Raw genomic sequence first — 13127 nt, 5'->3', positions numbered from 1 at the left:
AATGGACAGGGCATACACCCGAACGGCGGCCCGCCTCAACGGTGCCTCGGCCTCAACGGTGCAACGCTCGCCCTTCGTTGTCAGCGCTTTCGTTTCGGAGGCCGCCTCGGTGTCCCCGCTGGAGCGGGTTCGTGGCGCTCGGCAGTGACATGGCCCGTGGCTTCGAGCTTCGCCAGCCTGCGCTCCAACTCCTTGCGCCATGCGGCCTGGGCACGCGCCTGTTCGCGCTGCACGTCGTGCAGGGTGGCCAGCGCGTCGAGGATGGACTCGTTGAACTCCACCTGCTTGCGCAGCACTTCGTTGATGAAGGGCTGGAAGGTGAGCCGGAAGGCGCGCTTGGCCAGGACGAGCGCCGTGCCTGTGAAGCCTCCCCGGTGGGAGGTCGCCGGTTCCGCGTAGCGGCTGTCCATCTTCCCACGCGCCTCCTGGAGCAGCGCGGGCCAGGGCGCGGGCGTGGGTGGGCGGGCCGCCGCATCCAGCGTCTGGCGAAGCGCCTCCTGGGCTTCATCGGAGGGCGTGGGCAGTTGCTGTGTTTCGCGTGCCACGGCTTCGGCCGTGGGGCTGCGTGTGATGAGGTCTTCATGTCGCACGTGGGAGGACTCCCGTTGAAGCCAGCGTCGTGAGCAGTGCCTGCAATGCCGTCTCGACGTGAGCCGGCTCCTCCACCACCAACCTGCCACCCAGGTGCTCCCGAACGGATGCGAGCAGGGCCGGCTGGCTGGCAGGTGCACAGACGCCCCAGGCTCGCGCGGAGACATGGGGCAGCAGTGTCTGCGCAGACACCGTGTCCGCGCTCAGCAGCACCACGGGCGCGCTCGAAGCCCGCACCGCCGTCTCCAGCGCGGAGGACCCTGGTAGGGCCGTCCCAGGATTTGAGTCCACCGGTTGGTCGGGCGTGAAGTGCGTCACCGCGACACCGTCGTCGCTGAGGGGCTCCGGCGTCAGGGACGCGTCCTCTCCCCACGGGCGCAGGGCAAGCACCCGGGCACCCGGCAGGCGCTCCGCCAACCGGCGGGCCAGACGCGAAGCTGGCTCCTCGGACCGCACGGTGAAGCCCGGGCAGACGAGTTCCACGGTGGCCGCCGTCGTGGCCACCGGGCGCCGCGGCGCCGTGCCGGAGCAGATGCCTTCAAAGGCCACGCGGACCTGTTCGGCTACTGCCTCCTGCGACAGCTCGGCGATGCGTTCACGTTGCGCGTTGATGACCTGCGCGCGCAGCCCGGCGTTGCGGTCCAGCACGGCGAGCAGCTTCGCGACCTCGCGAGGCTCGTCCGAACGCGTGGCGAGCCCCGCGCCGCCCATCGTCTCCGGCACGGCGGCGGCACCGTAGGCCACCACGGGAACGCCCCGGTACATGGCTTCCAGCAGCGGCACGCCGAAGCCCTCGTGGCGGCTCATGGAGAGGTATGCGGACGCCGTGGCGAAGCAGGCGGAGAGCTGCGCGGCGCTGACGCGTCCCAGGAAGCGGACCTGCTCGGCGCCCAGCACGTCCTTCAACCCATGCAGATAGGCGCCGTAGGCCCCATCCCGGTGCAGGTAGCCCGCGACGACGAGCCGGCTGCGGGGCTGGTAGAGTCGCTGGTACGCGGTGAAGACGCGCAGCACGTCATCCACCTTCTTGCTGGGCACCGCGCGGCCCACGAAGAGGATGTTGGACATGCCGTCGTCCAGCTCGGCCTGGAGCGCCGGGTCCGGCGCCGTGTCGAACGTCACCCAGTCGATGGCGAAGGGCAGCACCGCGACGTTCGGGTAGCCCGCGGCCACCAGCTCCTCGGCGCTGAAGCGCGAGTAGGCGAAGGCCGCTTCGACGTGGGGACGCAGCGCCAGCAGTTCATCCCGGGCGGCGTCACACGCGGCGGCCACTTTTCGCTCGAAGCCCTCGAACAGCCTCGCGGGCGTCACGTTGTGGTAGACGAGCACCTTGCGGCCTGGGCTCTTCGCGATGCGTGGCACCAGCCGCGACTCGAAGCTGTGATGCACCAGCAGGACGGCGTCGCGGTCCGCTTCCCGCGCGTAGTCGCGCATCGGGCGGACCTGGTCCTTGCAGGCGTCGTCCCAGGCGTCGGCGTAGATTTCGGAGGCGTGGCCCCAGCGTCGCAGCAGGCCCTGGAGATAGCGCACCTGATTGCCCACGGCGTCGCCCCAGGCGAGCCGAGGGAGCACCTGATGGATGGCGGGAAGCCCGGTCCGGCGGGGAGGGGGGCGCGGTATGCTCACGACCGGCTCCCTTACCCCCGTGAAGGGCCGCCCACAAGCGTGGCTTCCCTCGCGCCTTGACGGTCGTGGACCCCTTCGATACGCAGGCGCTCGCTCCGAGCGCACGAGGTCCACGGGACAATGAACGTACTGGTGACAGGTGGCTGTGGCTTCATCGGGTCCAACCTCGTGAAGTATTTGCGCCGTGAGCGGCCTGCCTGGACGGTGGTCAACCTCGACAAGCTCACGTACGCCGGCAACCTGGAGAGCCTGTCCGAGCTGGAGGGCGACCCCCAGCACGTCTTCATCCGGGGCGACATCGGCAATCGCGAGCTGGTGGAGCACCTGATGTCCGTGCACGCCATCGACGCGGTGATGCACCTGGCGGCGGAGAGCCACGTCGACCGCTCCATCCTCGGGCCGGAGGTGTTCGTCACCACCAACGTGCTGGGCACCCAGCAGCTCCTGGAGGCCAGCCGCGCCCGCGGCGTGAAGCGCTTCCTCATGGTGTCCACCGACGAGGTCTACGGCTCGCTGGGGCCCACGGGCGCCTTCACCGAGTCCTCGCCGTTGCAGCCCTCCAGCCCGTACTCGGCCAGCAAGACGAGCTCCGACCTGGTGGCGCTCGCGTATCACCACACGTTCAACCTGGATGTCGTCGTCACGCGCTGCTCGAACAACTACGGCCGCTACCAGTTCCCGGAGAAGTTGATTCCGTTGATGGTGGTGAACGCGCTGCACGACAAGCCGCTGCCGGTGTACGGCGACGGCGGCAACGTGCGCGACTGGCTCCACGTGGAGGACCACTGCCATGCGCTGCTGTTGGCGCTGGAGAAGGGTCGGGCCGGCGAGGTCTACAACATCGGCGGCGGGGCGGAGCGGCGGAACATCGACATCGTGAAGGCGATTCTGGGCCTCGTGGGCAAGCCGGAGTCGCTCATCCAGTATGTGAAGGACCGGCCGGGACATGACCGGCGCTACGCCATCGACCCGTCGAAGATTCGTGCGGAGCTGGGCTGGACGCCCGCGCACACCTTCGAGCAGGGCCTGGCGGAGACGGTGCGCTGGTTCGTGGACCACCCCGCGTGGTGGGAGCGCGTCACGAGTGGCGCCTATCGCCAGTACTTCGAAACGCAGTACCGCACGCGCCTGCAGGGGAGGGCCTGAGCCATGCGCTTGCTCGTCACGGGGTCCAACGGGCTGGTGGGCAGCCGCGTGTGTTCCTTGCTCCACCAGGGCGGGCACCAGGTGGTGGGCCTGGGCCGAGGTGCCCGGCGCACGGGCGGAGCGTATGGCTACGCGAGCGTGGACCTCACGCGCGAGGCGGACGTCGCCGCCGCCGTGGAGACCGCCGCGCCCGAGGTGGTCATCCACTGCGCCTCCATGACGGAGGTGGATGCCTGCGAGAAGGACCCGGAGGCCGCGTACGCGGGGAATGTCACCGCGGCCGCCGCCGTGGCGCGGAGTGCTCGCAAGGCCGGGGCGCACCTGGTGCACGTGTCCACGGACTACGTCTTCGACGGCGAGGCCGGGCCCTATTCCGAGGACGCGATTCCGAATCCTCGCGGCGTGTACTCCGTGACGAAGCACATGGGGGAGCAGGCCGCGCGCGTGCTCGCGCCCGGCTGCACCATTGCTCGCACCGCCGTGGTGTATGGCTGGCCTCCGGTGGAGGGCCGGCTCAACTTCGGTGCCTGGCTGGTGACGGCGCTGGAGAAGGGGCAGCAGGTGCGCCTCTTCGAGGACCAGATCGTGTCGCCCAGCTTCGCGGACAACGTGGCCGCCATGCTGGTGGAGTTGGGGACGCGGCGGCTGGGTGGAGTGTGGAACACTTGCGGCGGAACGGTCATCGACAGGGTGGGCTTTGGCCGCGCACTGTGCGAGGTGTTCGGATTCGATGCGAGGCTCATCGTTCCTACCCGGATGGCGGAGCTGAAGCTCGCCAGCCCCCGCCCGCTCAAGAGTGGCCTGCGCACCGACAAGGCTCGTGCCGAACTTTCCGTTCCTCCCTTGTCGCTCGCGGAGTCCTTGTCGCGCTTCCATGCGACCTGGCTCGCGGCTCGGGGACACTGAAGTGCCGAGGTGGACATGAAAGGCATCATCCTCGCCGGTGGCTCGGGGACGCGGCTGTACCCACTGACGCGCGTGGTCAGCAAGCAGCTGCTGCCCGTGCATGACAAGCCGATGATCTACTACCCCCTGAGCACGCTGATGCTCGCGGGGATGCGGGACGTGCTGGTCATCTCCACGCCGCAGGACCTGCCGCGCTTCCAAGAGCTGCTGGGCAGCGGCGACCAGTGGGGCATGCGCTTCAGCTATGCGGAGCAGCCCAGGCCGGAGGGACTGGCCCAGGCCTTCGTCATCGGCCGGGACTTCGTGGGCGCTGACAGCGTGTCGCTGGTGCTGGGCGACAACATCTTCTACGGCCACGGCCTGAGCGAGCTGGTGAAGCGCGCGGCGTCGCGTATCTCGGGCGCGACGGTGTTCGGGTACTACGTGAAGGACCCGGAGCGTTACGGCGTGGTGGAGCTGGACGCGAAGAACCGCGCGGTGAGCCTGGAGGAGAAGCCGCTGAAGCCGAAGTCCAACTACGCCGTCACCGGGCTGTACTTCTACGACAACCAGGTGCTGGACATCGCCGCGGGCCTCAAGCCGAGCAAGCGGGGCGAGCTGGAGATTACCGACGTCAACGCGGAGTACCTGCGACGCGGCCAGCTCGACGTGGAGCTGATGGGGCGCGGCTACGCGTGGCTGGACACCGGCACGCACGAGTCGCTGATGCAGGCGTCGAACTTCATCGAAATCATCGAGCGCCGCCAGGGCCTCAAGGTGGCGTGCCCGGAGGAGATTGCGTTCCGCATGGGGTACATCGGCGCGCAGCAACTGCTGACGCTGGCAGAGCCGATGCTCAAGAACGACTACGGCCAGTACCTGCGAGCGCTCGCGGAGAACCGAGGGGCTGTTTCGTGAAGGTGACGCCGCTGGAGATTCCGGACGTGCTGCTGCTGGAGCCCAAGGTCTTCGGTGATGACCGCGGCTTCTTCATGGAGATGTTCCATGCGGCGCGGTACGCGGCCGTGGGCATCCCCGGGCCCTTCGTGCAGGACAACTACTCGCGCTCGGCGAAGGGGACGCTGCGGGGCCTGCACTTCCAGGAGCCGCAGGCTCAGGGGAAGCTGGTGCAGGTGTTGGCGGGCGCCGTGTACGACGTCGCGGTGGACGTGCGGCGCGGCTCGCCCACCTTCGGCCAGTGGGTGGCGGCGGAGCTGTCCTCGGACAACCGCCGTCAGCTCTGGATTCCGCCGGGTTTCGCCCACGGCTTCTGCGTGGTGAGTGACTCCGCGGACTTCCACTACAAGTGCACCGCGCTCTACGCGCCGGAGACGGAGCGGAGCGTCGTGTGGAATGACCCGGACCTCGCGATTCCCTGGCCGGTGCGCGAGCCGCGGTTGTCGCCCAAGGATGCCCAGGCCCCGAGACTCCGCGACGCGCCCTTGCTTCCGGAGTACGTGGGCTGAACCGTGCCTGGGCATCCGGCTTCCAGCAACGCTGAGGCAGGTGGAGATGCTCCAAGGGGCTCGCGGCTGGCCTCGATTGCGGTGGCCAGCGCGCTGTTCATGGAGTTCGTGGACTCCACCGCGCTGTCGACCGCGCTGCCCCGGTTGTCGCTGGCGTTCGGCACCGACCCCATCCACCTGAAGCTGGCGCTGACGTCGTACATCCTGGCGTTGGCGGTGCTCACGCCCGCGAGCGGCTGGGTGGCGGACCGGTTCGGACCCCGTCGCGTCTTCATGTTCGCGATGAGCGTGTTCCTGCTGGGCTCGGTGCTCTGCGGCTTCTCTCAGTCGCTGACCCAGTTGGTCATCTTCCGCACCCTCCAGGGGCTGGGCGGTGCGTTGATGACGCCCGTGGGGCGCATCATCGTGGTGAGCTCGGCGCCGCGAGAGCGCCTGGTGGCCGCCTTGAGCTGGTTCACCATGCCGGCGCTCGTGGGCCCGCTGGTGGGGCCTCCGCTGGCGGGCCTCATCTTAGGCGTCGCGGACTGGCCGTGGATTTTCTTCATCAACGTGCCCGTGGGCATCCTGGGCATGCTCGCGGTGGCGCGCTTCGTTCCGCCGCTGCACCAGCCGGACCCGGGACCCTTCGACACGCGGGGCTTCGTGCTCGTGGCCGTCGCCATCACCACGCTGATTGGCGCGGCGGAGACGGTGGGCATCGGGCTGATGCCGCTGCCGTTGCAACTGGGGCTCGCGGCCGTCGCGTTCTCGTCGCTGGGGGCCTACGTGTGGCACGCGCTGCGCGTGGAGCGGCCCGTGTTGAATCTCCGGCTGCTGCGCATCGACACCTTCCGGGCCAGCCTGATTGGCGGAACCCTGACGCGCATGGGCCTGGGGGCGTCGCCCTTCCTCCTGCCGCTGCTGTTTCAGGTCGGCCTGGGCTGGACGCCCGTCGAGGCAGGGCTGGTGACCATCGGCGGCGGCGTGGGCGCGCTCGCCTGCAAGTCGGTGGCGCCCTACATCATCCGGCGATTCGGCTTCCGGCAAACGCTCATCTTCGCCAACCTGGCGTCCGCCGTCCTGACCGCGCTGCCGGCCATCTTCCGGAACAGCACGCCGATTCCGCTCATCGTTGGCGTGCTCATGGTCAGCGGATTCATGCGCTCGATGCAGTTCACCGCGATCAACACCGTGGCGTATGCGGACATCCCTCCGGACACGGTGAGCGGCGCGTCCACGCTGTCCGTGGTGACGATGCAGATGGCGCTGGGGTTGGGCATCAGCTTCGGCGGGTTGATGCTGCACCTGGCGCGCGGCGCTGGCGAGGCGCCGTTGACGCCGGACCGCTTCGTGCTGCCGTTCATCGCGGTGGGCATCATGTCGTCGCTGGCCGGACCGCTCTATCGCCGGTTGTCGCCCAATGCCGGGGCGCACATCGGGGGCCGCAGGGTGGGGTGAGCCGAGCGGCTCATGTGCCCGAGCGAAGCCACTCCGCGAGTCTTGCGCGTTTCTTCCCGCGAAGGTTCGTCATCAACGCGCTGTCGTTGAAGTTCCACGCTGCGCCGAGGCGCTTGCCTGTGCGCGCAACCCAATCAGGAAGTTGCATCAACTCGCATGCGCCAAGTCCCAGGATGTCCTTGTGCAGCTTTTCGTTGTCGAAGTGGGTGTCGCTCCAGGCGTTTCTATCGAGGCCATCCTTTCGGGATGTCTGCCAGACACTGAACCAGCGAGGGGAGCGGCTATCCACGTTGATGTTGCAATGATGGACGAGGGCGTTCGTCGCCTGGGTGTCCCCAGCCAGAAGGTAGGTCCTGAACCAGATGGCATCCAGCTCACCGAAGCCCAGGCGCCGCGCCAGGTCGAGCGCGGGCGAGCGCGCGCGACGTCCCTGGAGCAGGGCCTCCATTCGCGCGAACAGGTCGTCCATCACGGGGGTGGAGCGCGCGTGCTTGCGCAAGTCCTCCAGACGGTCCAACTCCCAGCCCTGGCTCTGCACGGCCCGCTCCACATGGGGAATGAGCGCATCGACCGAGGCGTCCGATGCATCCACCGTCAGCACGGCCAGCATGTCCAGCGACACCTGCTCACAGGCCACGACAGCGGTCTGGATGGCCTGGAGCAAGGACGGGGTGTTCGCCAGCGCCTGGAACTTTGCTTTGCGCTGCTTCGAGCCCCACGCATACGTCGTCTCCAGGTCGAGCAGGCCCTGGAGTGCCTCCTTCCAGGTCGCTCGGAGCTCGTCGTCTGAGGCTTCTTGGGGGACCGCTTCGCGTAGGAAATAGGCGTGGGGCCGGGAGTCGGCTTCGAGGCGACCCAGGAGCGCGCGGATGACAGGGGCAGGAAGCTGCTGGCAGTTACGCCCGAATGACCAGAGGGACGCGGGCTGCCCGTGAATGAGACTCAACGCGGCGTGTGACGCAAGGTCGGGGTCCACATCCGCAGGCAGCGTCTTGAGCGTCTTGGTGAACTGCTCCCAGTTCTCGCGGACTGGCGCGCGGAGAATGGATTCCACTTCCGCCACGGTGGGGCGCTGAGGCATGCCCCAGGCTCTACCAGAAACGCCCCGGGCTCACCCGTGACGAAGGTCAACCGAGTGGTTGTTCATCGCCAAGGCCGGGAGTATGTTGAACCATGTGGTTTATCAAAGGCGCCAACCCTCGGATGGAAAGGAAGAGCCATGTCCTCAGCACAGAGCGTCCAGGTTCGCGTCACACGGCGTTTCAATGCGTCGCCTGAGCGGATGTTCGATTCCTGGCTCGAGCCGGAGATGGTCGGCCAGTGGATGACCGGGCCGACGGTCCGGGACGAGGAGGTGCTGCGGCTCGCCATCGACCCGCGCGTGGGCGGCAAGTTCTCCTTCCTCGTGCGGCGGGCCGGAGAAGAAATCGACCACGTGGGCACGTACCTGGAGCTCGACCGGCCGCGCCGGCTCGTCTTCACCTGGCACATCGACAAGGAGGGGGACGAGCTCAGCCGGGTGACGGTGGAGATCTCCCCTCGCGACACCGGCTGTGAGCTGACTCTCACCCACGAGATGGACGCGAAGTGGGCCGACTACGCGAGCCGCACGGAGCAGGGCTGGGCCACCATGATTGACGTGCTCATTCGCGTGCTGGCGCAGGGCTGACACTCCAGTTGCCGGTCGTGCCTTGATTTAAAGGTTAATCTCGTTATGCGACTAGAGTCACCTCTCCCGTCCGGGTTGCACCGTGACAACCAGAGAGGTGGCCATGAAGCGCATGACGACATGGAAGCGGACGTTCCTGCTGCACGCCACGTGGGCGCTCCTGTGGGGCACCCCGGCGGCGGCCGTGACGCCGTCGAACGTGACGAAGGTCTCCCGGGTGACGGGCGCGACACCCGCCGGTGAGCTGCTGCCGAACCCGAACCAGACGCACACGAACCACGACGTCCATGGGACGGACCTGGGCATCGTCTGGGACAAGGGCGGTGGCGAGGTGTTCGTCCTGTTCGGGGACACCTTCGGCGCGGGCTGGTGTGGCAATGGCGGCTGTGGGGGCGGCTGGCGCAGCAACGTCCTGGCGCGTTCGTCCGATACGAACCTGGCCGACGGCTTGTCCTTCTCCTCCATGATTCAGGACGGGCCTCGGCATGCGAAGGAGATCCTCGCGTCCCGGAAGGTCAACTTCGACGAAATCACCGTCATCCCCACCGCGGGCGTCACCATCGGCTCGCGGCACTACATCCACTACATGTCCATCCACCACTGGGGGGAGGCGGGCATGTGGTTCACGAACCATGCGGGCATCGCGTACTCGGATGACCAGGGGCAGAACTGGGTGAAGCACCCGACGGCGCGTTGGCAGAACACGCCGGCCTGGACGAACAACTTCCAGATGGCGGCCTTCGTCAGGAACGGTGGGTTCGTCTACATGTACGCGACGCCGAACGGCCGCTTCGGCAACGTCCACCTGGCCCGCGTGCCGGAGACGGCGCTCCTGGACATCAACGCCTACCGCTACTGGGATGGAAACGGATGGAGCGTGTCGCAGGCGGCGGCGCGGCCCGTCGCCATTGGCATCGCGGGTGAGTTGTCCGTCTCGTACCACGCGCCGCTCGGGCGCTTCCTGATGACGTACCTGAACGAACACCGGCAGGCGGTGGTGATGCGTGACGCCGCCACGCCCACGGGGCCCTGGAGCGGAGAGAAGGTGCTCGCCAGTGGAGCCGTGTACCCGGGCCTCTACAACGCGTTCATCCACCCCTGGGGCAACACCGGAAACTCGCTGTACTTCGTCATGTCCCAGTGGACGCCGTACAACACCTTCCTCATGCGGGCCACGCTGGCCCACGACGCGCACAGCGACAACCTGCTCTCCGAGCCTGGCTTCGAGACACAGGCGGCCACGCGGGTGATGGCGCCCTGGTATCTGCAAGGCTCGGGCGGCGTGGACCGGGCGCTCGGCAACGCGCGCAGTGGGCAGGACAACGGCTTCGTGTACGCGAGCAGCGGTTGGAATGCGCTCAAGCAGAGCGTCGTCGTCCAGCCTTACACGGACTACACGCTGCGCGGCTGGGTCCGCAGCTCCACCAACAACACCGCGGGCTACTTCGGGGCTCGCGGGCCGGGCAATGGCCCCATCCTGGGCGAGGTGCCCTTCGGCGCGCTGGGGGCGTACACGGAGCAGGTGGTCCACTTCAACTCCGGGCCGAACGCGCTCATCGAGGTGTATGGCGGCCTGTGGGCGGACAACGGCGTTACCTGGATGCAGCTCGATGACGTCAGCCTGACGCGCGGGAGCAATCTCATCCACCAGGCGGGCTTCGAGCAGCAGTCCACGAACAACGCCACGTCGCCCTGGTACACCGAAGGGAAGGCGGGCATTGACCGGGGACTCGGCCATGCGCGCACGGGCACCAACAACGCCTGGGCGCGGAACGACACGGGGTGGAATGCCGTGAAGCAGGAGGTCGCGGTGACGCCGAACACCCAGTACACGCTGACGGGCTGGGTGAAGACGTCCACGAACCACGCGGATGGCTACTTCGGCGCGCGGCTGCTCCGGGGCGGGCCCATCCTCAACGAGGTGCGCTTCGCTCAGCCGCTGGGCAACTACACGCAGTTGTCGGTGTCGTTCAACTCCGGCGCCCAGCACAGCGTGGAGGTGTTCGCGGGGATGTGGGCGAACAACGGCGACACCTGGATTCAGGTGGATGACCTGACGCTGACGCGGAACTGAGGCCCCCTACCGCGAAGGCGGGGACACGGCCCCGGTGAAGGGGGTGCCGGGTGGCGTCTCCTCGACTTCGCGGACGTGGCGGGCGGCATAGCCCCGCACCGCCGCGATGAGCGTCAAGAGGCCGGCGGCGATGAAGCACAGCGCGATGCCCCGGCTGCGCGCGTCGAGTTGTTCCAGCGGCCCGAAGAGCGCGGGGATGGAGAAGGAGACGCCGTCCAGGTGGTCCGCCATGACGCCCGCCGCGAGGTACGCCAGCGGCTGGACGGACCAGGCAATCATCCCGCGCATGGCGAAGACGCGCCCCCGGAGTGCGGCGGGGACCTGTCCCTGCCAGATGGCCTGGCTGCTTGCATCCATGATGGGGATGCAGAAGCCGGCCATGAAGGTGCAGTACCCGAGCATCCTCAGGGTGGGGAACAGCCCTGCGAGCACCACGACCGTCCCCAGGCCCAGCCCGACGCCGAGCACCCCATGGATGCGGTTCTTCGGCCCTCCCCACGCGGTCATCACGACGCTCCCCAACAGGAGCCCCAGGCCCCCCGTGGACAGCAGTCCCCCGAGAACGGCCGGGTTGGCGATGTCCAGCACCAGCGGAGGGAGCAGCACCTGCATGGCGGAGAGCGAGCAGTTGGTGATGACGGAGAACGTGAGCAGACCGAGCAGTCCCCGGCGTTCCTTGAGGTAGTTCCACCCTTCGAGGGCCTGTTGCAGCGCGGACGTGCCCGCATCCGAGGAGGCCCCGCTCCCAGCGGGCAGGCTCCGAATGAGCGACAACGTGGTGATGGCGGCCAGGCAGCTGATGAAGTCGATCAAGACCACCGTGCCCAGACTGGTGGCGCTCAGCAGGAACCCCGCCAGGGGAGGGGCGATCAGGGGCACGGCGGCATCGCTCGCCTGGACGAGGCCGTTGGCTCGGCCCAGGTGCTTCGCGGGGATGAGGGCTGGGGTCAGGGCGGTGTACGACGTCCGCTGGAACGCACCGCTCACCGACGCGATGGCGGTGCCCACGTAGACGTGCCAGGGCTCGAGCTGATCCAACGAGATCAGAATGGCATAGACGAGGGTGACCAACCCCGCGCCGCAATCTCCCAGACGCATCGCGTTCCGGAGATCCCAGCGATCCACCAGCACCCCCACGATGGGTGCCACGAGCACCCCGGGTAGGATGGTCAGCACGGAGATCAGCGCGAAATCCGTGACCGAGCTGGTGAGGCCATACACCCAGAGCCCCAGGGCGAAGCTGGTCAGGGCGCTGCCGAGCTTCGACACCGTCTGGCCGCCCCAGATGATGGCGAAGCGCAGCACGCCGTTCCCTGATTCGCTCATCGCTGCTCAGACGCGGGGGACCTGCGGTGCAGGGAGGAATAGGCCTCTTGCAGCTTCATCCCCAGGGCAATGCGTGCCGCCACGGGACCGACGCGAACCGCTGACGGGATGTCCCACCACCAGAGGTTGTACGCGATGGAGGGGGAAACAGTGTGGACGCGATGCCACCAGTTCACCGGCAGGAAGAGCAGGTCGCCCGGTTCGAGGATGAAGTCGTAATCCGGCCGGAGCCCGCTCGCGGTCATCCGCTTCGCCGCTCCCACCTCGAGGTCCACTCCGCTCAGGTCCGCGGCCCAGTCGAGCGGTGCCGGTCGGAGTCGCTGGGCCTGCTGGGGCGCATAGAGTTGCCAGCGCTTCTGGCCGGAGAGCTGGGCGTAGAGGTTGTGGGCGCGATCCCTGTGAAGCTGGGCGAAGGTGCCGCGCGGGGCAATCCAGACAGAGGACTCGGTGAGGCGGTTCAACCACCGGGGGGCATAGTCCGGGAAGCGGGCGTCCTCTCGCAGGGAGGGGACAGCCCGAAGCAGCGATGGACCCACCAGGTGGTTGATCTCCTCCGGCCGCTTCCCCAGCATCGTGTCCGCGACTTCGTCCAGGTCGCTTTCGAGCGGAAGCGACGAGGAGGCCCCCACCTCGTCCAGATAGGTGGACAGCTTCATCCGCCGTGCGCCGCCCAGGGGCTCCGAAGTGCCTGACAGGGCGCCCCACTTGTAGAGCGCCGACCTGACGGTGATCTCGACGCCACCGTGCATGGCGCGGAACCACTCGAACGTCCACTTCGAGAAGGCGGGCCATGCCTGGACGGCGCCGGTGAAGATGACCGGTTGTCCCGCCTTCTCCCACGACGCGATGAAGTGCTCGCGGGAGACGAGCGGAACCCGGGGGATGGCCTGCGGCATCATGGCGTGCT

The 13127-nt window shown here is 68.0% G+C and carries 12 protein-coding genes; 7 read left to right on the top strand and 5 right to left on the bottom strand.

What is annotated here, in order from left to right; genetic code table 11:
- Positions 1-80: 80 nt before the first annotated feature.
- Positions 81-590, bottom strand: a complete 510-nt coding sequence (locus BLU09_RS31795; RefSeq protein WP_090494224.1) for a hypothetical protein — start codon at positions 588-590, stop codon at positions 81-83.
- Positions 580-2217 (bottom strand): glycosyltransferase, encoded by a 1638-nt coding sequence (locus tag BLU09_RS31790; RefSeq protein ID WP_090494223.1) that lies wholly within the window; start codon positions 2215-2217, stop codon positions 580-582. The genes BLU09_RS31795 and BLU09_RS31790 overlap by 11 nt, the downstream gene beginning before the upstream one ends.
- 120 nt (positions 2218-2337) lie before the next feature.
- Here BLU09_RS31790 and rfbB point away from each other — a divergent pair, with 120 nt between their 5' ends.
- From rfbB to BLU09_RS31765, 5 genes are all read left to right on the top strand, one after another.
- Positions 2338-3363, top strand: a complete 1026-nt coding sequence (gene rfbB / locus BLU09_RS31785; RefSeq protein WP_090494221.1) for a dTDP-glucose 4,6-dehydratase — start codon at positions 2338-2340, stop codon at positions 3361-3363.
- A gap of 3 nt (positions 3364-3366) precedes the next feature.
- A complete protein-coding gene (locus tag BLU09_RS31780) occupies positions 3367-4269 on the top strand; it encodes an SDR family oxidoreductase (RefSeq protein ID WP_090494219.1) in 903 nt (300 codons plus the stop codon).
- Positions 4270-4284: 15 nt separating this feature from the next.
- Positions 4285-5166, top strand: coding sequence for a glucose-1-phosphate thymidylyltransferase RfbA (gene rfbA / locus BLU09_RS31775; RefSeq protein ID WP_090494367.1), 882 nt, complete (start codon positions 4285-4287; stop codon positions 5164-5166).
- Positions 5163-5714 carry a dTDP-4-dehydrorhamnose 3,5-epimerase gene (rfbC, locus tag BLU09_RS31770; protein ID WP_090494217.1) on the top strand — a complete coding sequence of 184 codons (552 nt, stop codon included), beginning with the start codon at positions 5163-5165 and terminating at the stop codon, positions 5712-5714. Before rfbA ends, rfbC begins: the two co-directional genes overlap by 4 nt.
- Before the next feature lie 81 nt (positions 5715-5795).
- Positions 5796-7151 (top strand): MFS transporter, encoded by a 1356-nt coding sequence (locus BLU09_RS31765; RefSeq protein ID WP_244172201.1) that lies wholly within the window; start codon positions 5796-5798, stop codon positions 7149-7151.
- A 10-nt stretch (positions 7152-7161) separates the two neighbouring features.
- Here the strand turns inward: BLU09_RS31765 and BLU09_RS31760 are convergent, their stop codons facing one another.
- Positions 7162-8232 carry a hypothetical protein gene (locus tag BLU09_RS31760; protein ID WP_090494214.1) on the bottom strand — a complete coding sequence of 357 codons (1071 nt, stop codon included), beginning with the start codon at positions 8230-8232 and terminating at the stop codon, positions 7162-7164.
- A 138-nt stretch (positions 8233-8370) separates the two neighbouring features.
- Between BLU09_RS31760 and BLU09_RS31755 the strand changes: the two genes are divergently transcribed.
- Both BLU09_RS31755 and BLU09_RS31750 read left to right on the top strand, forming a co-directional pair.
- Positions 8371-8820, top strand: coding sequence for an SRPBCC family protein (locus BLU09_RS31755; RefSeq protein WP_090494213.1), 450 nt, complete (start codon positions 8371-8373; stop codon positions 8818-8820).
- Positions 8821-8932: 112 nt separating this feature from the next.
- A complete protein-coding gene (locus tag BLU09_RS31750) occupies positions 8933-10894 on the top strand; it encodes a DUF4185 domain-containing protein (RefSeq protein ID WP_244172200.1) in 1962 nt (653 codons plus the stop codon).
- Positions 10895-10900: 6 nt separating this feature from the next.
- Here the strand turns inward: BLU09_RS31750 and BLU09_RS31745 are convergent, their stop codons facing one another.
- Positions 10901-12220 (bottom strand): MFS transporter, encoded by a 1320-nt coding sequence (locus BLU09_RS31745; RefSeq protein ID WP_090494209.1) that lies wholly within the window; start codon positions 12218-12220, stop codon positions 10901-10903.
- The gene (locus tag BLU09_RS31740; protein WP_244172199.1) at positions 12217-13119 is read right to left on the bottom strand and encodes a cupin-like domain-containing protein; all 903 of its coding nucleotides are present in this window, start codon (positions 13117-13119) and stop codon (positions 12217-12219) included. The genes BLU09_RS31745 and BLU09_RS31740 overlap by 4 nt, the downstream gene beginning before the upstream one ends.
- Positions 13120-13127: the final 8 nt, after the last annotated feature.

Source organism: Myxococcus virescens (genome assembly GCF_900101905.1).
Lineage (GTDB): Bacteria > Myxococcota > Myxococcia > Myxococcales > Myxococcaceae > Myxococcus > Myxococcus virescens.
The sequence above is the reverse complement of the archived record's forward strand: the minus strand, read 5'-3'. Positions and strand labels throughout refer to the sequence as shown.